Source organism: Agrobacterium sp. SORGH_AS_0745 (assembly GCF_030818995.1).
Classification (GTDB): Bacteria; Pseudomonadota; Alphaproteobacteria; order Rhizobiales; family Rhizobiaceae; genus Agrobacterium; species Agrobacterium tumefaciens.
This window is the reverse complement of the sequence record NZ_JAUTBI010000004.1, coordinates 606,906-627,428: the sequence shown is the minus strand read 5'-3', so window position 1 is coordinate 627,428 and position 20,523 is coordinate 606,906. Positions and strand designations below refer to the sequence as shown.

Sequence of the window (20,523 nt, the reverse complement as noted above, 5' to 3'; positions counted from 1 at the left end):
CCCTTGTCGTCTTTCTTCAGGTCCTTGACCCCGGTGTATCCCGCCTCTTCGATGCGTTCCCTGGCCTGCGCCTCGGTGAAGCTGTTGGCGCCTTCCACCGGCGCTGTGGGGTTCTTGCTATCCGGTGTCGCGACAGCCGGCGTGTCTCCGCCGGGATTGGCGGCCGGAGCCTGCTGGGCAAAGGCCGAAAGCGCACTGGCTCCAACAAATGCCGCAACGAGAATAATCGTTTTCATCTGGTTTTTCCTCCGCTTGGTATCCTTGCCCGTCTGTGGGGCCAATCGACTTTTCGTTCCGGGTTCCCTTCCATCCGACGGGAACCCGTTTGCAGATCGGTATCACCGGTCGTTCTTGTGACTTTGCTTGCCGCCCTTCACATGCTGCTCATGCGTGCCGCTCTGCTTGGTGTCATCCTTGGCGGAGGATTGGCGTGTGTCGTTGCCGTTCTTGCTGCCGCTGCTTTTCTGGTCCTGATGGGTACCGCCTTGATTTGTCACGACTCGTCTCCTCCATATGACGATTTCGAAAGGTCCGAAATTGGACGCCTCCCGAACCGCACGACATACGGAGAGTTCCGAAAAATAATTGCTGGCATATAAAAACGTGCGTTTTCGTGAGATGAAGCCTGGTCATACAGAAGAATATGACGACCACCGACGTCGACGTGCGGCAGCTAACCTCAACTATTGGAGAAGCGGTTAAACCCGCTCGCTGGACCCGGCTGCTAGGCGTTGCGCCCTGGATACGCAGTGGTTTTTAAAGCAGCAGCCAGATGCACGGTGTTACGCACAGACATGCTTATCATGGTTTCTCCACCGCTCCCGGCGTTTCATTGGCTTCCATTGCCGCGGAATCCTTATCTGGAAGTCCTGCACGAAAAATCATGAGGGAGGTGACAATGGTGGTGGCCGTATTGATGATTAGTTGCCAGACCTCCAAGACCCCAAACAGTAAATTTGGGGCTGAAGGCGATAAAATAACGCTGCCAACTCGACGATAAGCGAAATCTATAGATCAGAATTCAAAGACTCCGAACAAGAAGGCAAGGACGTCCAAACATGTTGAGCGACCGTTGCATTTGAGGCCTCGCAATATCTCTCTTGCACGGGCGCCTTTGTTTTGTGCATGGATCGGGATCCCGTGCTGGAAAAGGCATTAGCGCTTACACGATAGACCAAAACCCCTACCGGCTTCTGGGAGAATGAGGAGCAATCGGCGGGGCGACGAACACTGCGCAGCTTTAGTGTCACCCGTCCTCGGTCGCACGGCGCAACCTAGCTTCGGTTTGCCTTTTACGGTCAGTGTGCGAGCACGTCGACCAGACCACGCCCGGCCCCACTATCTTCATCAAGGAGTGGATTATAGATGGTGATCTCGATACCGACTGCCTTGCCACTCGCCAAGCAACCCGAAGCACGGTTCCCAGTTCACCCCACGACAACCCGCCCGGCATACGGAAATCCACTGCCGGCATGGGGCGTCGTCGAGGTAATCGGCATCAAGATGGATGAAAAATCGCAAGACCGAGGCTCAAGAATCGGTCGGGCTGCACCGTCGGTGGCCAGGCCCAACGTCGAGGGAGCTTAGACAATTGCATAAGGACGGGTTCGCATACGTGCCTCCGTTAGCGGCTATTTCGCGGAATAGGTCACGGCCTCGATCTTGTGACCATCCGGATCGCGGACGAACGCCGCATAATAATTGACATCGTAATCCGGCTGAGCCCCATCGTCGCTACCGCCATATTTTAATGCCGCAGCATAAAATCGATCGACCATCGAACGACCCTCGACAACAAAGGCTATATGAGTGCCATTGCCCACCGTTGCTGGTTTTCCGTCAATGGGAACCTGGACGCTGAAGTGAAACGTGCCGCTACACGTGGGCTGCGACCGCCGCTGTGTTGGAGATACAGCCTGGAAACGAAACCGACCGGCTGCGCTATTCAGGCGCACGACACAAAAGGGATACGACCATGGCAACACCCAGACGACCGTCCAATCCGAAAGACGCAGCCGAGGCGCTGTTCAAACCGGCAAAGAAGGTCGCAGCGCCGGCCGTTGAACGGCCTGCAATCCCTAACACCAAGGAGCTTGTATCATTGAAGAGCGACAGCGATGTCCTCGCACATTTTCAGGCGGACGGTCAGGGGTGGCAAGAGCGCATCAACGATACCTTGCGAGCCGCAATGAATGTGTCCAATTAAGCTCTCAACGGGATATTGTGCGACGACCCGGTAGTTGAATGCTTATGGGATCCGCCAGGTGATCAATGTTTGAAACTACGAAGTCCAGTCTTCCACTCGTAATCCGGGTACGCGATCAAATTCACGACGATTATTGGTAACCATAACCAATCCGCGCGAGCGTGCGTGCCCCGCAATCAACTGATCATATGGACCGATCGGAGTGCCACTGCGTGCCAGTTCGGCTCGCAATTGACCCGTATGGCTTGCTGCTAATTCATCGTACGGGAGCACCTCGAGGCGCGCAGCGAAACCCTCCACAACAGAAAGGTTCTTTTCTGGACTGGTTGACTTTTCCGCTCCGTAAATCAATTCCATTAGGCTGACCGAGCTGATGCAAAGCTGATCATGTGAGCGGTTGAACGCATCGCGCACTTGCTGAGGTCGATTCTTGATCGTAAAAATGCAGATGTTGGTATCCAGCATGTACTTTAGCACTAGAATGCCTCGCGCTCCTGCGGAGCAGCCTGGTCACGCTTAATCATAAAGTCGGATGTCACCTCCGCTCCTTCAAACCAACTGTCCCAGATCTCACCGGCTGGTGCGATGATGCGAGTGCGTCCTACCGCAACGATATCGACACGCTTTACGTCATCGGGCAGAGCGACCGCCTTCGGCAAACGTATTGCTTGGCTCCGATTGCTCTGGAATACTGCGCCCTGCTCCATCTACATGCCTCCGGATTGCATCAATAACTGCATAGCCTACATAGTTCTTCTCGTGGGATATGTCAATGGGATATACGCAACAAATCTGCTCAGGCACATGTGATCAGCGTTGCAACCAGTCGTCTTCGCCTTGAAAAGATCAGAACCGTCGATCTGAACCGCCCCGGGTTTACCGGAGGCTCCCTGTGTGGATGGACACGTATATCGTTGCATCGCTACCGACCAGACGTCTGCGGGGTCTTCAGTCACGTGCCAGGGCTTCGATCGGGTCCAGCTTTGCCGCACTGCGGGCGGGAAGGAAGCCGAAGACGATTCCGATCAGGGTCGAGCAGGCGAAGGCCACCATGATGGAGCCGGAAGAGAAGATCATTTTGAAGTCGGGGCTCAGCAAATTGAAAAGAGCGCTGATCCCGAGGGCGAGCATGACTCCCATGAAGCCGCCGACAAGGCAGACAAGAATTGCCTCGATCAGGAACTGGGAGAGGATATCGCTGCGGCGAGCGCCAACGGCCACACGAACGCCGATCTCCTTGGTACGTTCGGTCACGGACACCAGCATGATATTCATCACGCCGATGCCGCCGACAATCAGCGAGATCACGGCGACTGACGAAATCAGCAGCGTCAGGGTTTGCGTGGTGGTCTCGATCGTCTCGCGAATGGTTGCCGAGTTGGTGAGGAAGAAGTCTTTCGCACCATGCCGACGCTCGATAAGGCGCGAAACTGCGGCCTCGACATTGCCCGGGTCGACATCGTCTCTGATACGGACCGTTATGCCGTCGACGTTCGGACGACCCAGCATGCGACCCATCACGGTTGTGTAAGGCGCATAAACGGTCAATGTATCAATTGCGGGGCCGAAGGAGTTTTCCCGTTTCGTCACACCTACCACCCTCGCCGGCATTGTGCCCAGAAGGATGACCTGCCCCACTGGGTTCACCCGGTCTGGAAACAGGTCTCGCGCGGCGTTTGCATCGATCACCACATTCTGACTGTAGGTGGTAACATCCTGGGCGGTCGAACAGTTGTCCATGCGCCAAGGTGAGGCCCCGTACACGAAAGAAGTCCGCGCCGACCCCGGTAACTGTTGCGCTGACGGCCACAGCGGCGCGCTTGACAGTTACGCTCGTCGCGATGCTGGGTGTCACGCTGTCGACATAGGGCTGGTTCACCAGCGCTTCGGCATCGGCGGGAACCAGCGTCCGTATCTTGCCCGCTTCCAGATCGCCGAAGCCTTTACCGGCACGCACCTCGATCGTGTTGGTGCCGAGCGAACTGATACTGCTCAGGATTTGTTGCTGCGAACCGGCTCCCAGTGCCGAGATAGCCGCCACCGAGGCGATACCGATGATGATGCCGAGCATGGTTAGAAGCGAGCGCATCTTGTGCGCCCATATTGCCACGCCCGCCATACGAAAGGCCTCAGTCATCCGATCAATTGCGCCACGCCAGCCAGCCCCCGCATGTTCGCGGATTGGCCGGGCCGTCGCGGCTGATTTGGATATATTGCGCTCGTCGGAAATGATAACGCCGTCGCTGATCTCTACAACCCGATCCGCGTGTTCGGCGATCTTCTTGTCGTGAGTGACAAGGATGATGGTGTGCCCTTCGGCGTGAAGCTCGCGCAGGATCTTCATAACTTCGGCGCCACTGTGTGTATCCAGCGCTCCGGTCGGTTCGTCGGCCAGAATTATCTCGCCGCCATTCATCAGGGCGCGGGCGATCGACACCCGCTGCTGCTGGCCGCCCGAAAGCTTGCCCGGAATATTGCCCGTCCGCTCGGCCAGGCCCAGTCGGGTCAACATGGAGATTGCTCGCTTGTGCCGGTCGGATCGGCTGCGTCCGGCATAGATGGCTGGCACCTCGACGTTACTGGCCGCGCTGAGGTCGCCAAGCAGATGATAGCGCTGGAAGATGAAACCAAAACGCTCACGGCGTAGCGCCGCCAGTTCGTCCGCGGACATCTTCGACGTCTCGCGCCCTTCGATCCAGTAACTGCCGGCCGTCGGACGATCGAGGCAGCCAAGGATGTTCATCAGCGTCGACTTGCCGGAGCCCGAGGCGCCGATGATGGCCATCATCTCGCCGGCCTCTATGTCGAGGTCGACGTCTTTCAGCACCCGCACCATCTCGTCGCCTGCGGGGAAGGAGCGGGATACACCACGTACCCGGATCAGTGATTCCGTCATGGCGCGGCCTACCCCTTCGCCGCGGCCAGTTGAGCCTGGCCATCCGCGCGTTCGTCCGTGGATGCTCCCAGGACGATGGTCTCGCCTGCCCGAAGACCGCCAAGGATCTGGATGTCCGCGCCGTTATCGATACCTACCTGGACCTGCCGGATTTGGACCTCGCCCATCGCGTCCAGTATGCGCACACGCGCCGTATCACCGGCCCGGGGCGCCCCTTCCACCGCACTGAGAGGAACCAGCACGGCGCCGCTGACGCGGCTCAGAACGATGGACACCTGCGCCGTCATGGAGGGCCGCAGAACCCCGCCCTCATTCGCCACGTCGATCAGCCCGGTGTAGTAGACCGCGCCGTTGGTTGAGCCAATCCGGCTCGCGGCGGCGTTGCTCTCGTTGACGATGGAGGCTGGGGCCGGTTCCACCTGTCGCAACTCCCCATCGAAACGGCGCTTCGGATCGCCAAGAATGCTGAACCAGACCGGCAGGCCCCGCCGTACACGCACGACGTCAGCCTCGGAGATATCCGCGCGCACCGTCATTGTGTCCAATCGCGCGATCATGACGATGGTCGGCGCGGTCTGCAGGGCATTCACGGTTTGACCCTCGTCAGTGACGATCGCAACCACCGTGCCGGCGATTGGGGCAGTAATGCGCGTATAGTCCAACTCTATACCTGCAGACTCCAGCCCGACCTCCGCCTGGGCGACCTGAGCGTCCAGCGACTGGACCTCCGCCCGCGCGGTGTCTCGCATCGCCACCGCGGCATCATACTGGGCGCGCGGCGTGGAACCACCTGCCAGCAGGTCACGCTCACGCTCGAAATCCTTCTCGGCTTTCACCAGACCCGCTCTGCGCGCGGCGTGAACGGCGCGGATGTTCGCCAAAGCGGCCTCCCGTTCCCGCAAGGTGTTGCGCCGTGTCTGGGAATCGATCTCGGCCACCAATTGACCAGCCTCGACGATGTCACCGATCTTGACAGCCAGACGCTCAACGCGACCCGAGGCCTGGGCACCGACGCGCACCAGTTCGAGCGGTTCGAGAACTCCGGTCGCCAGTACCACCTCTTCAATGTCACCCGTTCGCGCCTGCGCGGTCACCAGTTCAAGCTTTGCCGGCGGACGCAGAAACAGGAGAAAGACGACCAGCAGACCCACAAGGGTCGCCGCCGCCAGGATCACACGCTTGCGGGTAATGTGTCGTGTCATTTAGTCGTGGTCCATGCTATTGCAATTTGCGGACTTTCTCTGTCACGAGAGTTACCCCAAAATTACGTGGAGCGGTCGTCGCGCCTGATCCGTTTGGCACGCACCGTAAAATCAACCGATCGGCAAAGAGTGATTGCAATGTGGATGGCGTGCCAGAGATTGCCCGCCAGACATCGAGCAATCGCGGCCGCGCTCAGCCAATATGGACGGATGAAGATGCCTTGACCTGATGGCGCAGGCGACGGACCTAGCGCTGCCGGAAAACGCGCTTCTCGCGCCAGCGCACGGCAAATGTGCTGCCCTTGCCTGGAGCGGACGAAAGCTCAACGTAGCCGCCGTGACGGGTCACGATCTCGTTGACCATGCTGAGCCCCAGGCCCGCACCTGAGCCGTGAGGGCTGACTCGATAGAAAGGCTCGAATATGCGCGATTGCTTATCGCCGGCAATTCCGCAGCCCTGATCGGCGACGGTCACGCTGCCGTCAGCCTCAATACTGACCGATATCTGTCCTCTTCCGCCTCCGTACTGGACTGCATTACGGACCAGATTGACGAATGCACGCTCCAGAGCTTCGGCATCACCGGGAACGAACAGGTTTTCCGCATCGCTGTCGAACGAAATCTCGTAGCCTTCGGCGATAGCTAGGGGAGCGAGGTCAGCGACGACCTTCGATACAACGCTGTTGAGATCGACAGGTGCATTCTGCTGGGGCTTCTGCCGGTACTTCTCGGTGTCGAGAAGTTGGTTCGCGATCGCTGTCAGTCGCTTGATGGCCGTCTGCAGGTGTGTCTTGTCCGCACCTGGTGAAAGCGTATCTATCCTCACCTGAAGGACAGCGATCGGCGTTCGAAGTTCGTGGGCCGCGTTGACGAAGAAGCGCTCCGTCGCCTCAAAGCCACTATCGAGACGACGCAGCGCCCTGTTGATGTCGCGCACCAGACGAAGCACCTCATTGGGCAGACCCCGCTCTTCCACCAGGGCACCACGTGTGTCGAGATCGATCCTGTCAAGACGCATCGTCAGATCGCTGAAGGATCGCAAAGCCAAGCGTGTGACAAACGGGACGCCAATGAGGGACATGGCGACGAGGATCAGCGCCGGCACGCCGATGGCAAGGTTCCCCAACAGCACGGTCACACCATATTGGGACATCGGAACACCGCCAGCAAAAATCGTGGCCTCACCGGCCTCTGTGTCGAGACGCTCCATGCGGGCGACACTCAACGGATCATTCAGATCACCATGCAGCTCGACACTTCTGAACGTCCGCAAGAATGGCATGTTGTCGGCAATTTTCCCGGGAGGCACGCCATGTGCCAGAACGATATCTTTGCCCAGGTCTGCCACGAACCAAAGGTTAGGCGAGTCTTCCATAATCTCTTTAAGTTCAGCCGTCGGCTTCAGACTTGCTCGGCCATTCGGCTCGAGACGGATTGAATCTGCGATTTCCTGAGACAGCCAGATGGACGTGATCGCCACATCGGGCTTGAGGCCGGAAAGGAGATAGAAAACCAGGCTGAGCGAGGCGATGACCGCACAGAGCTGAAGGACAATAAAACCAAAAGTGAAGCGCCAGCGAAGGGATGTGCTGGTCATCCTATTTCTGCTCATGAAGGTAGTAGCCTATGCCACGAATGTTCTTGATAACAATGTCGGCCTCCGCTTCGCCAAGTTTTCGGCGCAGACGAGACATATTGGATTCCAGTGAGTTCGACTGGATCTCATCGTCAAAGGAATAGACCTGCCCCTCAAGGGACGAGCGCAACACGGTACGACCACGGTTTCTCAGAAGCGTTTCAATGATCAGCAGTTCCCTGCGGGTGAGCGCAAGCCGGACCCCATTGACATGTACATCGCATGACACGCGATTGTAGGTAACGTTGCCGGCAGCCAGGAGGGACGATCCCGTCGTCGGAGCCCTCCTCAGCACAGCGCTCATTCTGGCAATCAGCTCAGGAATTTCGAACGGCTTGGACAAATAGTCATCGGCGCCGTCATTGAGGCCGGAAATTCGCTCGTCCGTCGACCTCAGAGCAGAGATGATGATCGATCGCGTATTTGAACCCGCGCGGCGCAGATCGGCGAGAAAGGTACTGCCATCACCATCCGGCAGCTGCCGGTCGATAAGGACAATATCGTAATCCGCCATAGCGATTGCTTCCCGCGCCGTTGCCAGATCTCCAACAGCGTCAAGCACGATGCCATGCTGCGAGAGGGCCGTCCTCAAGGCATCCGTCATTTCCGGATCATCTTCGATAAGCAGAAGTTTCATAGTGGCCTGATCGTGCAAGTCCCGGACAGCTGTCTCAGGAATTCTAACAGCAAATTATATGTGTGGTTCAGATAAACTCGACTGCCATGACCCTCTGGCCGCCAAGTCGATCGGCGGTCCAGATGTTCGGCAACGGGAAACCGAAATCTGCCCGGTATCCATCTAGCCTTTAGCCCCCCCGTCACCCAAGGCCAGTTTTTTATCGGCAGCGACCGTAGTTATCCCGATATCTGCAATCGTAGCTGCGCCGGTCCCGATATTCCCAGCGATCGCGGCGGTTCCTGTCATTGCGTTCACTGATGTTCCCAATGACAGCCCCTCCTGCGCCACCCGCAGCGGCTCCCACTGCAGCACCTTCCCACGTGCGGCTTGCCAGCCCGCCGATGATTGCGCCGCTGGCCGCACCAATCCCGGCCCCTTTTTCCGTCTGGCTGCACGCCGTCAGCGTCAAACAAACGAATATGCCTGAAATGATCTTTTTCATGTCTGTCCTTTCGATCCATCGCCGTTGCGACGTATGGCCACCGAAAATTACGTGGAAGTTACGCAGAAACGTCGGCATCGACACCGGTCGAAAGCGCAAATTCGTGTAGGATGCGCGTCCTCGCGATCAGCCATTCTCAGGTAGTTCCGCCCGCCTAATCGATAGGCTCCGACGTCTTCCTGTTCATCACTGCGTTCAGGATGGTGGGTCGAAATAACGAGAGCAGACCCTTGCCGACGTTCTCATTCGGGGATTGACGGCGGTTTAGGACGGCTTCCGCGCGGATTCGGCCTGAAATCCGCCATTCCGCTTCCCACCCCAAAACGGTTGAAGGTTCTGCTCTTGAAGAGAATCGAACCGCAGATCTGCGCCGTGATTATTCTAAGATATCAAAATAATTAATTTTAATGCGGATCGCTGCCTACGTCATAATTTATTGTTATGGAGCTTTTAAATACTGCGAATGGTTGTCGGTAAATTCATTCTGTGATTGGTGACGAAAAGCCGGGTTAGGCAATACTATAGGCATCGATAATCCGCATTTCTTCCCGCGCGACTTACTCTTAATGGCGAGCGCTGCCGTTGATCCCCTTAAATCTGTTAATCTCGCGCCATTGGTTCGGTGGCATGCCTTCCCATTCACGGAACGCCCGATAGAAAGACGTTGTGTCCTGATATCCGAGCAGGCATGCGACCTCCTCAATGTCGGTCTCCGGGTCGATTAAAAGATGACGACCAAGATCGCGGCGTGCATCGGATAAAAGGTCGCGGAAAGTCGATCCCTCCTCGGTGATCCGCCGCTGAAGGGTACGTTCGCTCAAGCCCAATTGCCTGGCAACATCGGATACACTCGGCTGCCCACTCGCTAAGCTGCGTTTCAGCACGAGTTTGACCTGCTCGGCGACCGAGCTTTGGGCTTCCAGTTCTCCGAGGGCGGCACTCAACGCAGGTGTCAGCATTTCTAACAGTTCGGGATTGTGGCCGGGAAACGACCTGTCGAGATCGTTGGAATCAAGAACCAGAAGATTGCGCGATACACCTGTCCGTATCGCGCAGCCAAAATACTCCGAATGTAATGAACTCACCGGCCCCGGCCGGGCCAGTTCCAGCCGACGCGGGATGATCGAACGCCCGCTAGCCCGTCGACCCAATTCCACCAATGTTGCGAAGGTAATATCCACCGAGATAGCGGGTTCAGCTTGAGTAGCAAATTGCCATTCGGCAGAGATGGCACAATCTCCGCCGCTCTCGACGATCTGCAGTTGTTCAGGGGTGCACAGCCTTTTGAAGCGGGCAAGGCGCGCCAGGCCATCACGATAGTCGCGCGCGTAGAAGGCTGCGAGGCTCGACGGCGGATGAACCGCCGTGTCGACAGCCTGCACCATTCGTATCCCGAGCGCCGGATCGCCGGACAGGTCCGCCATCGCCTGCATTAGCGAAAAATACTGTGCCGTGGTGACAAAGGCCTGCCCGCTGAGATGGAGTGTCGCTGGCAGACGCGCCTGACGCAACAGCGCAGCGGGCCGGATGCCGAACTGGTCGGCGGCCATCCAGAAGGCTTGCGGCACCTTGCATTTGTCGATCTGCGCCATCAACGACCTCCTAATAAGCTTTCTGGGCTTTCAAAGCCTTTGATATGCCCGTCGCCATACGCATCATACCGTCGAATGCGCGATCCGACAAAATACCGCGCATGAAGATCATCGGCTTGGCACCGAAACCAATTGCATAGCGTGTCTTCGGCTTCGTAGCAGTGACGGCTTTCGCAATTGTGTCGGCGATAATCTGCGGTGGTGATTGGCGTTTTACACTGGCGTCGCCGATCATGGACTCCGCCATAGCATTGGCCTGTACAGCGTAAGGACCTCGGCCAGACGTTTCACGCAGCTTGGTGGCGGCAATACCAGCCCATTCGGTCTTGATGCCACCGGGCTCGATCACGACAACATCAATGCCGAAAGGTTGGACTTCTATGCGCAGGCAGTCGCTGATCGCTTCGAGAGCGAATTTGGTGCCGTGATACCAGGCACCAAGCGGCGTGTGAATCTTGCCGCCCATCGACGTAATGTTGACGATCGTGCCGGAGCGTTTCGCCCGCATGTACGGCAACACGAGCTGGGTCAGCCGTACTGCTCCGAAGACGTTGACATCAAACTGCGCCCTCGCCTCCTCCATCGGCACATCTTCGACTGCTCCGTAGGAGCCGTAGCCGGCATTGTTGACGAGAACATCGATACGGCCAGTTTCACCGATGATGGCCTCGACCCCCGCCTGCATGGAGGCGTCGTCGGTCACGTCCATCGCCAGAATTTTGATTCCGGACTGAGCTAGGCGCTGCATACGGTCTACCCGGCGTGCGACGCCGTAGACCGTGTAACCTAAGTCCTTGAGCTTGCGGGCGGTGGATTCTCCGATGCCAGAGGACGCGCCTGTAACGAGTGCCACTTTGTTGGTCATGTGTCTGGCTCCATTCTGCAGACTAGGGGTTCTGCGGCTCTGTTGGAAGCCGCGCTTATGCGACAAACACTAGCCACACCAACGGTCTGCAGCATTGGCATTTTATGCCACATAATTTGCGCGTTACGCCAATCTACTTGCAGGGCCGACGGCGAGGAATCAGCGAACTGATGCCACGACTTTGCTCGGCGTTTTTGGAGATCGACGGCGCGTGATGCGGTAGACGGTCGCCGGCGGAATATTTAGGACTGTCTTCCCCACCACGCTTGCCCTGAGACCGAGCCGATCCAGGATGCGTTGCGGTACAGGGCAGCGGTGGCCGTAAGTGAACTGATAGAACGCGCCGTCAGCGCGCAGATGATCAAACGCGCCCGAGACGATGGACATGATCGCTCGAGGTGACATGCTGAGAAGCGGCAATCCGCTGACCACTGCTCCCACCGACTGCGGGCTGTCGTAGTCGATCCTTTTTAAACGGGCTGCATCCATCTCAAGCACTCGCGTCCCAGGAAACCTTGAATGCAGCAGGCTGGCGAACTCTGGCCCGTATTCGACGAGTGTGAGATCTCGCGGCGCAACGCCACGCGTCAGCAAACTTCTGGTGAAGACGCCAGTTCCGGGTCCAAGCTCAATCACTGGCCCGGTAAACGGACCGATGTCACGCGTCATAAGATGCGCAAGTGCGCGTCCAGATGGGGCTATTGCTGCCACCTGAAGAGGTTTTGCCGCCCACGACTTTAGAAAGGTCCATGTATCGTTGTGCAAATCTGTCTCCATAGAGTTGGAGGCTGGAGGGTGCAAAACTGCGCCCTATCGACCTTAAAGCGACGCGATCTGTTGAATGGATGCCTCGCCTTGGGCGGCATCAGACAGGTTCTGCCACGCTTCCCATTCCGCCAGGCGTGCTGCGTAAGCGGCCCGTGCGACGGGAAGGCCTTCCGTGCCGAGGAAGAACCGTAACGGGGGCCTGTCAGCGTCGACAATTGCCAGAATGGCCGTCGGCGTTGCCTGGGGATCGCCGAATGCCATTTTGGCACCGGCGGCAAAAATGCTCTGACGAAGTTCGGCATAGGCTTCGATCCCTGCCGACATTTTCAAAGAGGTCGCGCTGGCAAAATCGGTGGCATAGGCACCGGGCTCGATCAGCGTCACCTCGATGCCGAAGGGCTCGACCTCCTTGGCAAGAGCCTCATGCATCGCTTCCACCGCCCATTTCGACATGTTGTAGGCGCCCGTAATGGGACTGGCGACAATCCCTGCGACGCTGGAAACGCTAAGGATATGGCCACTTCCCTGTCCCCTCAGGTACGGAAGGGCGGCCTGGATGACGCGCAGCATCCCAAAAACATTGGTATCCAGCTCGGCACGCAGATCCTTCTCGTCGATCTCTTCGACTGCTCCGACCAGAGCATAGCCCGCATTGTTCAGGACGACGTCAAGCCTTCCAAAATGCCGATGAGCCTCGGCGATCGCGCGCTTCGGTCCATTCCTATCGGTAACGTCGAGTTCGAGCGGAAGCACGGCAGAACCGAAACGTTCTACCAGGTCTGATAGACTTCTTATGTTGCGGGCCGTGGCTGCGACCCTGTCGCCGCGTTCCAGTGCCGCTTCGGCCCAGATGCGACCAAAACCGCGTGATGCGCCTGTTATAAACCAGATTTTCTCTGCCATTTTTTGGCTCCTTGTTGCTTAGGGTGTGAACAAGGGTGCCAGCTGAGTGGTGCTGAGGCATTGGCCGAACGCGTCAAAGGTTTGGCATGCTACGCCAAAGCTATCGTTTCTACGTGGTTATCGAGTTAAGACGGTATGGGCTGCAAGCGGGTTTACACAGTAATCGTAAAACCAATTACGGCGATGATATTTAGACATGAGCTTAACGCGCCTGGCTTTATTATTCGACCCCCTTGAAGGGAATCGAACCAAAGTCCACCGCCTCCGATACACTAAGATGCTGTAACTTTAATGCTCAGCGTGGAAAGGTTCGTTCGCGACACAAAGGTTCCATCATCGCTTTACGGCAACACATTTCACCTCAGCGAGGAGTCCCTGGTGCGCGAGCTCAGAGACACCTATCCGGGTCCACGCATAGGTTCCCTTCGGAAACACCTCGTTTTTGACTGTCCGGAACACGTCCATGTGCCTGGACATTTCGACGTGATAGCTTGTCATTTCCACGATGTCATCGAACGTGCAATGAGCGGCTTCGAGGACAATCCGTAAATTGTCCCACATAGCTCTGAATTGCTCTGAAGGATCGCGAATAATCTTGAGATCCTTGGTTCGCCCGACTTGGCCGACGACGTAGATTGTGTCTCCGACTTTAACCGCGGGAGCATAGCCGGCTCGGCTGACGATCTCCTGCATCTCGTCGGGTATAATGATCTCTCGATCCATAGTGGTCCTCGCGATCTTTGCTGGTTGCTAGCGGCACTGATACAAGCGTCGCGAATTTTCAAGCGCTGCTGGATGAAAAGTACAAACGACCAGCGACGTCGGACAGTCCTTCACTTCGCCCGCCGGAGTGACATCTGTACATGGCGTCAGGCCAACTCAGCCGATGACGCTCCTCATCGTTGAGCCAGGGACGGCTGCGTTTTGCACGGCTCGCTCCCAGGCGCAGGTACATGTCTCGAAACAGCTGCGCCACGTCCCAGACGGGACGCAGCTAACAAGTTCATCGAGACAAGCGGCTTTTGCAGAATGCATGCCGCTACTTGGCAGCTTTGGCTGCTTCCTCGATAACCTTTGCGACTGCAGCCGCCTGAGAGATGTAGATAGCGTGGCTGCCCTCTACCTCTGTCACCGTTGAACCGGCACGCTTGTACATCCAGCGCTCCAAGTCGGGGTTTATCGTCATATCGTCCTTCGCTACAATAGCGTAACTGGGCTTCTCGTGCCACGCTGCGGCGGAAACCGTTGTATCGGTGGCGACGACGGCGACAGGCATTTGCGACCGGGCCATGAACTCGGCTTGATCCTTGGGCAGATCTGCCCCGAAATCCGCAGCGAACTTTGCCCGGTCGATAAGAAGGAACCCATCCTTCGACAGCTTAATATCCTTGGTGGGTGACGGCATAGACATAGACTGGAGCAATTGTGCCGTGCTTTCACCTTTTTCAGGTTGGAGCGCTGCGACATAAACAAGTGCCTTGACCTTGGGATCGTTACCTACTGCCGTGATGATCGTGCCCCCATAGCTGTGGCCGACGAGAACGACGTCCCCGTCCTGCTGATCAAGCACGCTCTTCGTGGCTGCAACGTCCTGATCCAGGCTTGTCAGGGGCTGCTGGACAATGCTGACATTATAGCCGTCCCGGGCCAGGATGTCATAGACGCCGCGCCAGCCCGAACCATCCACGAGCGCGCCATGGACAAGCACGATGTTGCGCGCGTCCGCTAAGGCTGGGGCTGTCAGGACAGCGGAAGACAAAAGCGCGGCAATGAGGCCAAGGGCCGCTTTACTGAAGTTCGACATGGTCGGTAGTTCCTTGAGTTTTGTGCGGGGAATTACGGAGGCTTTGAAAGCGCTGAAGGACATGTCTCTCCTCTATCCAAGGAGGGACGCACGTGATCGCTTGCGCTTACTGCTTGACGACAATTGGCGCCTTGATCGGCACGCGTTCATAGAGGTCGATAATGTCTTGGTTGAGCAGCCGCACACAGCCGGACGAAACGGCCTTGCCAATCGAGCGCAATTGCGGATTGCCGTGCAGACGATAGAGTGTGTCCCGGCCGCCGCAGAAGATGTAGAGCGCTCGCGCACCGAGCGGATTTTTCAGGCCCGGCTCCATGCCACCATTCTCGATCGAATACTTCGCCAGTTCCGGCTGACGCGCGACCATCTCGTTCGGCGGCTTCCAGCGGGGCCATTTCTGACGCCACTGAATGACGCCGTTGCCCTGCCAGGCAAAGCCCTCGCGGCCGATGCCAACACCATAGCGCATCGCGGTCCCACCCGGCTGGACGAGATAGAGGAAGCGGGAGGGGGTGTCGACGACGATGGTGCCGGGCGCCTCGCCAGTTGGGTCGAGGACCTGCTGGCGATAGTAGCGCAAATCAATCTGTTTGTAGGGAACCGCCGGGATCAGAAAGCCGCCATCCTCGATAGGGCCGTACATGACGGCCAATTCGGAATCTGTCGGTGCAGGTGCGATGTGGACAGGGCCGATCGGATCCCGGAGAGGCGTCGACTGTCGCCCCACCATCCGGCCCGCGCCAGCGGTGGAGGCGCACCCTGCCAGGGCCGAGGCCGCAGCGATCGCCGAAAGCGACAGGAGGCTGCGGCGGGATAACGAGGTATCAAAGCTCACGCTCAATCCTCGTCCTGCCACCTGCGCAGATCAGTCTGGTCATGATAGGCCATGCGATCAGGCGTAGTGATAAACTCAATCATCGTGCCCCACGGCGTGCGGCAATAGCAGACCTTGTTTCCAGGACCTTGTTCGGTTGCGTAGGGAATAGCGCGTGGCGCCGTAAGGGCTGTTCCGCCGGCTTTCTCAAAGCGCTCAACCGATGCGTCGATGTCGTGGGTATAGACACCAAAATGCGTAATGCCGAAGTCGCTCGGTGCAACCGGCTGCGCTTGTTTGGGGCCGTGCATTTCGAAGAGCTCAATATCTGGGCCGGTTCCGATCTTAACCATAGCCTGTGCACGGATCACCGTTCCAGGGAATGCGCCGGTGGCCCGTTCGAATTCGGGCCCCTGCCGTGGAGGATCCTGAGGTCCGAAGGACTGATAGATCACCTGGCCACCAAAAGCTTCCACAAGGAACGATTTTGCCGCTTCGATGTCGGGCACCGTGATGCCGATATGGTTGACGCCGCGAATTTGAGGTGCGGTCATTATAGTTTTCCTTTCTTGTTGAATCGATGAACGCGATCGGGCTCAATTTGCCCGGATCGCAGAGTTCACTTGGCCTTGAAGAAATCGATGAGAGCAGCGGCCACCTCATCCGGGCGCTCGTCAGCCACATAGTGACTGCAGCGGGCAATCGAGCCGCCCGTAACATCTGTGGCGAACTCCTCGAGCATCGCGACCATCTGCGCACCGAAGCGCTGCTCCCCGCCGAGACCTAAAACGGGTATCTCAAGCGATTGCTTTTTGTATTCCAGCGCGGCCGCATGATCGGCAGCGAGGGTGCGATACCATTCCAATCCGCCGCGCGTGCGGCCAGGAAGGGCCATGGCTTTCGCATAGATGTCGATGTCTTCAGGATTGAAGGTGCTGTGATCGTGGAACCGCTCTGCCATGAAGGCCGAGATATAGTCGTACTCACGGCCATAAATCAGGCGCTCCGGCAGATCCCGGTTAGCATGGAACGCGAAGTGCCAGATCTTTGCCGTCGTCGCCTCCCACTGGCTCCAGCCAGGAAGCGGAACATCGAGGACAGCAAGGTGAGTAACCGAATCTCGATAGATAGCGGCCTGCGGCAATGCGACCATTCCGCCAATGTCATGGCCACACACGGCATAGCGATTATGCCCAAGGGCGAGCATTACTTCGTGCGCATCGCGCGCCATCGTCGCCTTGTCATAGCCGTCAAGCGGGCAGTCGGAAAAACCCGCACCGCGCAGATCAATCGCCACCACGCTAAAATGTTCGGCCAGCAGCGGCATGACGTGGTGCCATTCCCACCAGGTTTCCGGCCAACCGTGAAGCAGAAGGATCGGCGGGCCGGAGCCCCCCGTGACGGCATTGATCTTGATGCCATTGACCGGCACCAGCTGCTGGGCAAACCCTTCCAATGTTGGGATCATAACTCTTTCCCGTCGATGTTGAGGTTAAAGAGTGCTAACGATCAGCTCAGGGCTGATCGAAATCGGTCGCGATCGAGATGTCGCGCCAGGTGTCGATATCACGGCGAAACGAAACCAACTTCCGCTCAGCGATCGAATGCGCGACCGGGCCGAGCGGCATATGAAGCGGAGCGTCATCCGCATCGACCGCCTTCAGGATCGCTGCAACCGCCTTGTCGGGATCGCCTGCCTGGTTGCCGTTATTGGTTTCGCGATAATGCCTGCGCGAACTTGCGGCGTATTCCGGCATCTCTTTGGCCGCCATCGTGATCGAACGTCCAAGGAAGTCGGTCCGAAATGGCCCAGGCTCGACGATCAGCACTCGGATGCCGAACGGTTTCAGCTCGCCGGAGAGTGCTTCGGAAACCCCTTCAACCGCAAACTTGGCTGCATTGTAATATGCTGCGCCGCTACTGCCCGCGATCCCTGCGCCAGAAGACATGTTGACGATCACTCCGCCCGAACGTCGCAGTGCAGGCAAGGCTGCCCTGGTGGTTTCGATAAGACCGAAAACGTTCACCTCGAACATCGGTCGATATTCTTCGGGCGTGCCCTCCTCGAGCGCCCCAAACAGTCCGTAGCCGGCATTGTTCACCAGCACGTCAAAACCCCCAAATGTCTCGACGGCCTTTGCGACCGCGGTATTGGCCGCCGCCGCATCTGTCACGTCGAGCGGCACGGTGATCATACGGCCGTCGAATGGCCGAGCCATTTCTTCGATCGAGTTGACGTTTCGGGCAGTAGCGACAACCTGATCGCCCCGCTGTGCTGCAGCGATCGCGAGCCGTTGTCCAAAGCCGCTCGAGCAGCCTGTGATGAACCAAGTCCTCATGACGTTTCTCCTCTTGTTTTCGAAATTTGACTTGAATCTATATGTTTAGATTTGTACTTGAAGTGACAGTTTTGTATTTTCAATGTTCATTTTTGTAAGGGCGTGCCCGTGGAATGGAGTGACGTAAAAATCTTCCTTGCGATTGCGCGATCCGGAACGCTCGGCGGCGCTGCACGTGCTCTTCATACAAGCCATCCCACCGTCGGCAGACGGCTGCGCGCCCTTGAGGAGGCGATCGGCCACACGCTCTTCCAGCGGACCGCGGACGGTCTCGTGCTGACCGAGGAGGGCCATGGGATCATCGCCCTGGCCGAGCAGATGGAAGAAGGCGCGCTTGCCATGGAGCGCCGGCTCGCCGGGCAGGAGCAAAATCTCAAAGGCAATCTGCGCATCTCATCAGCAGACTGGTTCGGGGCTTATGTCCTGCCTCCCATTTTGGCAGATTTCTCGAAAGCCTACCCCAATGTAGACGTTGAAATCCTGACCGGCACTCGCCTGTTCAACCTCGCCCAAAGGGAGGCCGACGTCGCCTTTCGCATCGTTCCGTTCGACACTGCAGATGTCATTCAACGGCGGCTCTTCAGGCTCGAATACGACGTCTACATCGCCGAGGAGTCGCCTGACCCTAAATATGGCGACGGGACAGGTTTCCGGCTGATCACCCACGATACTTCGACAGGGCAATTCCCCGACATAGCCTGGCTCGCCGAGAGTTTCCCGAACGCGAGACCCGTGCTGCGATCAAACAACCGAAACGTCCAGGCACGAATGTGCAAGCAGGGCGTTGGGATCGCCGTCCTGCCCCGCGTCGTGGGCAATCAGATCCCGGGTATCCGCAGACTGGAACTACCTAAGCCCCCGCCGGCGCGAGACATCTGGATGGGATATCACCGGGACCTGCGACGTCTTCAGCGTCTTCGGGCGTTTATCGCGACCGTCTCGGACCACCTCACAAAAACCGCTGCATGGTAAGCCGCCCAAAGAAGATCGATTTTCCACTCCGATCCACGGCTGCGGTAGCACAGGCGCGACAGACAACTTACTTCTTGGCCGCAATCTCCCTATGCCGCTCAACCACAGCACCCACGATCATTGTCATCAGCCGTTCGACAAAGTGCCCACTGAGGCCAACATCACTAGCGATGCTCATCAGTCGATCCAATTGGCGTCGCTCTCGCTCATTATCGATTGCCGGCAACGCCTGCTTAGCCTTCAAGTGGCCGACTTGCTCGGTACAGCGAAAGCGTTCGGCCAGGATATAGAGGAGAGCTGAATCCAGGTTGTCGATGGTACTCCGATAGGAAGCAAGTTGCCCTGCCGCATCATCTGTCATCATTTGAATATCTTCCAAGCGGTTTCATTGGCGCGAGGTAGCGCTTACGAGATGGGTTGCGTACTGCGACGCGACAGGGCGATCGACAGCCAAATTGCCGAAACCAGAAAGTAGAATGCCCCGACGCCAGCGTAGCCCGCAACCGTTGAGATAGAAGGTTCCTGCGGCATTTGCGCTTGAAAGATGAAGAGTGCACCGACCAAAGAGGATTGGCCACCGCTCAAAATCATCGCCCACTGCCCTCCACTCGTTCTCCAACGGCTCACGGCAGTTCCAAGCTGCAACAGCCCCGAAAAAATCGCCCATAGACCGAAAGCGCCGAGAACCCAGTTCATGTTCATTGTCAACGCCAGGATCACGGCTATCGTCATAACCGAGCTCGCTGCGACGTTGATCGCTTGGCTCCGGTTGGCGGCAAGACCACCGCTCCTTGTGGCATCGATAACGTTCGCGATTGCATCCCAAGCGGGATAGATGATCAGCAGTGCGGCAGCCACCGCAAAGGAATGCCGTCCGGCAGTCAACGCAGCCGCGACCCACAGCACTGAGAAGGCCGCCCTGGTAAAGTAGTACTGCTTGAGCCACTGGTCGTTGCCGCGCGGGGCACGGGAGGTCTGGTTGTGCGACATTGTTTTCTTCCACTTTCTGAACTGGTTGATTGATGGTTTGCGCTAGCGTCGTCAGATGAAGACGACATGCTTGCCGAAGAGGGTGTTCTCGTCCCATTCAGTAGAGCCGATCCGATGGCTTTCGCCGGAGAGTTTCCCGGCTGACATCTCGGAACTATCGAGGTCATGCGAGCCGCCTTGAGAGGAAACCTTTGCCCCGCCGCCGTGGGAACCCTTGATGCGCGCACTTTTCTCGAAGGCATCGCTGATCGCCTCTTGGTGCCTCGCCGCCCATCGGCCGTCAGGATCCGAGAGGATCGAACTGGTTTGGTTGATTTCGACCTGTCGTGAAGGTGCAATTGATGAAATCGGCATCACTTTCTGGACTTTGCGCCGGCTCATGGATTGTTTTCCTGTGGTTCGCCATTTGTTGGCC

Annotated in this window: 25 protein-coding genes and 2 pseudogenes; 2 read left to right on the top strand and 25 right to left on the bottom strand. The window is 57.6% G+C overall.

Annotated elements, in window-relative coordinates; genetic code table 11:
* The 5 genes and pseudogenes from QE432_RS26585 to QE432_RS26685 all read right to left on the bottom strand — a co-directional run.
* A partial coding sequence (locus QE432_RS26585) for a PepSY domain-containing protein (RefSeq protein WP_306627476.1) occupies positions 1-236 on the bottom strand: 236 nt, incomplete at its 3' end.
* Positions 237-338: 102 nt separating this feature from the next.
* The gene (locus QE432_RS26580; RefSeq protein WP_306627474.1) at positions 339-497 is read right to left on the bottom strand and encodes a hypothetical protein; all 159 of its coding nucleotides are present in this window, start codon (positions 495-497) and stop codon (positions 339-341) included.
* 304 nt (positions 498-801) lie between these two features.
* Positions 802-939 (bottom strand): low affinity iron permease family protein, encoded by a 138-nt coding sequence (locus QE432_RS26575; protein WP_306627472.1) that lies wholly within the window; start codon positions 937-939, stop codon positions 802-804.
* Positions 940-1,298: 359 nt separating this feature from the next.
* Positions 1,299-1,515: pseudogene (locus tag QE432_RS26570) on the bottom strand (arginase family protein); the annotation flags it as partial.
* 116 nt (positions 1,516-1,631) lie between these two features.
* Positions 1,632-1,823 carry a VOC family protein gene (locus QE432_RS26685; protein WP_082546275.1) on the bottom strand — a complete coding sequence of 64 codons (192 nt, stop codon included), beginning with the start codon at positions 1,821-1,823 and terminating at the stop codon, positions 1,632-1,634.
* A gap of 152 nt (positions 1,824-1,975) precedes the next feature.
* On the opposite strand from QE432_RS26685, the gene QE432_RS26560 reads away from it, so the two are divergent.
* Entirely contained in the window at positions 1,976-2,206 is a 231-nt protein-coding gene (locus QE432_RS26560) for a BrnA antitoxin family protein (protein ID WP_112154533.1), read from the top strand.
* 75 nt (positions 2,207-2,281) lie between these two features.
* Here the strand turns inward: QE432_RS26560 and vapC are convergent, their stop codons facing one another.
* The 17 genes and pseudogenes from vapC to QE432_RS26475 form a co-directional block, all read right to left on the bottom strand.
* Positions 2,282-2,683, bottom strand: a complete 402-nt coding sequence (gene vapC / locus QE432_RS26555; protein ID WP_112154532.1) for a type II toxin-antitoxin system tRNA(fMet)-specific endonuclease VapC — start codon at positions 2,681-2,683, stop codon at positions 2,282-2,284.
* Positions 2,683-2,913, bottom strand: a complete 231-nt coding sequence (gene vapB, locus QE432_RS26550) for a type II toxin-antitoxin system VapB family antitoxin (protein WP_112154531.1) — start codon at positions 2,911-2,913, stop codon at positions 2,683-2,685. Before vapB ends, vapC begins: the two co-directional genes overlap by 1 nt.
* Positions 2,914-3,154: 241 nt before the next feature.
* Positions 3,155-5,102: pseudogene (locus QE432_RS26545) on the bottom strand (MacB family efflux pump subunit).
* A gap of 8 nt (positions 5,103-5,110) precedes the next feature.
* Entirely contained in the window at positions 5,111-6,304 is a 1,194-nt protein-coding gene (locus QE432_RS26540) for an efflux RND transporter periplasmic adaptor subunit (protein ID WP_112154529.1), read from the bottom strand.
* A gap of 247 nt (positions 6,305-6,551) precedes the next feature.
* Positions 6,552-7,901 (bottom strand): sensor histidine kinase, encoded by a 1,350-nt coding sequence (locus QE432_RS26535; RefSeq protein WP_113049378.1) that lies wholly within the window; start codon positions 7,899-7,901, stop codon positions 6,552-6,554.
* A 1-nt stretch (position 7,902) separates the two neighbouring features.
* On the bottom strand, positions 7,903-8,577 hold the full coding sequence (locus QE432_RS26530) for a response regulator (RefSeq protein WP_112154527.1): 675 nt from the start codon (positions 8,575-8,577) through the stop codon (positions 7,903-7,905).
* 199 nt (positions 8,578-8,776) lie between these two features.
* Positions 8,777-9,061 carry a YMGG-like glycine zipper-containing protein gene (locus QE432_RS26525; RefSeq protein WP_112154526.1) on the bottom strand — a complete coding sequence of 95 codons (285 nt, stop codon included), beginning with the start codon at positions 9,059-9,061 and terminating at the stop codon, positions 8,777-8,779.
* Between the two features lie 563 nt (positions 9,062-9,624).
* Entirely contained in the window at positions 9,625-10,653 is a 1,029-nt protein-coding gene (locus QE432_RS26520; RefSeq protein ID WP_112154525.1) for an AraC family transcriptional regulator, read from the bottom strand.
* Positions 10,654-10,663: 10 nt separating this feature from the next.
* On the bottom strand, positions 10,664-11,518 hold the full coding sequence (locus QE432_RS26515) for an oxidoreductase (protein WP_112154524.1): 855 nt from the start codon (positions 11,516-11,518) through the stop codon (positions 10,664-10,666).
* A 159-nt stretch (positions 11,519-11,677) separates the two neighbouring features.
* Positions 11,678-12,295 carry a class I SAM-dependent methyltransferase gene (locus QE432_RS26510; RefSeq protein ID WP_112154523.1) on the bottom strand — a complete coding sequence of 206 codons (618 nt, stop codon included), beginning with the start codon at positions 12,293-12,295 and terminating at the stop codon, positions 11,678-11,680.
* Between the two features lie 42 nt (positions 12,296-12,337).
* On the bottom strand, positions 12,338-13,189 hold the full coding sequence (locus tag QE432_RS26505) for an SDR family NAD(P)-dependent oxidoreductase (protein WP_112154522.1): 852 nt from the start codon (positions 13,187-13,189) through the stop codon (positions 12,338-12,340).
* 333 nt (positions 13,190-13,522) lie between these two features.
* Positions 13,523-13,912, bottom strand: a complete 390-nt coding sequence (locus tag QE432_RS26500; RefSeq protein WP_112154521.1) for a RidA family protein — start codon at positions 13,910-13,912, stop codon at positions 13,523-13,525.
* Between the two features lie 316 nt (positions 13,913-14,228).
* On the bottom strand, positions 14,229-14,993 hold the full coding sequence (locus QE432_RS26495) for an alpha/beta fold hydrolase (protein ID WP_112154588.1): 765 nt from the start codon (positions 14,991-14,993) through the stop codon (positions 14,229-14,231).
* 106 nt (positions 14,994-15,099) lie between these two features.
* Positions 15,100-15,834 (bottom strand): L,D-transpeptidase, encoded by a 735-nt coding sequence (locus QE432_RS26490; protein ID WP_373465236.1) that lies wholly within the window; start codon positions 15,832-15,834, stop codon positions 15,100-15,102.
* Positions 15,831-16,361, bottom strand: a complete 531-nt coding sequence (locus QE432_RS26485; RefSeq protein ID WP_112154519.1) for a VOC family protein — start codon at positions 16,359-16,361, stop codon at positions 15,831-15,833. The genes QE432_RS26490 and QE432_RS26485 overlap by 4 nt, the downstream gene beginning before the upstream one ends.
* Positions 16,362-16,426: 65 nt before the next feature.
* Positions 16,427-17,275: an alpha/beta fold hydrolase gene (locus QE432_RS26480; protein WP_113049380.1), complete on the bottom strand. Its 849-nt coding sequence runs from the start codon at positions 17,273-17,275 to the stop codon at positions 16,427-16,429.
* 46 nt (positions 17,276-17,321) lie between these two features.
* Positions 17,322-18,146 carry an oxidoreductase gene (locus QE432_RS26475; protein WP_306627465.1) on the bottom strand — a complete coding sequence of 275 codons (825 nt, stop codon included), beginning with the start codon at positions 18,144-18,146 and terminating at the stop codon, positions 17,322-17,324.
* A gap of 108 nt (positions 18,147-18,254) precedes the next feature.
* On the opposite strand from QE432_RS26475, the gene QE432_RS26470 reads away from it, so the two are divergent.
* Complete coding sequence (locus QE432_RS26470; RefSeq protein ID WP_112154516.1) at positions 18,255-19,118, top strand: LysR family transcriptional regulator; 864 nt, start codon at positions 18,255-18,257, stop codon at positions 19,116-19,118.
* A 67-nt stretch (positions 19,119-19,185) separates the two neighbouring features.
* Here QE432_RS26470 and QE432_RS26465 read toward each other — a convergent pair whose 3' ends face one another.
* The 3 genes from QE432_RS26465 to QE432_RS26455 are packed head-to-tail and all read right to left on the bottom strand — an operon-like array spanning position 19,186 to position 20,489.
* Positions 19,186-19,497 carry a chorismate mutase gene (locus QE432_RS26465; protein WP_373465235.1) on the bottom strand — a complete coding sequence of 104 codons (312 nt, stop codon included), beginning with the start codon at positions 19,495-19,497 and terminating at the stop codon, positions 19,186-19,188.
* A gap of 26 nt (positions 19,498-19,523) precedes the next feature.
* On the bottom strand, positions 19,524-20,108 hold the full coding sequence (locus QE432_RS26460) for a DUF308 domain-containing protein (protein WP_115064264.1): 585 nt from the start codon (positions 20,106-20,108) through the stop codon (positions 19,524-19,526).
* A gap of 51 nt (positions 20,109-20,159) precedes the next feature.
* Positions 20,160-20,489 carry a hypothetical protein gene (locus QE432_RS26455; protein ID WP_115064263.1) on the bottom strand — a complete coding sequence of 110 codons (330 nt, stop codon included), beginning with the start codon at positions 20,487-20,489 and terminating at the stop codon, positions 20,160-20,162.
* Positions 20,490-20,523: the final 34 nt, after the last annotated feature.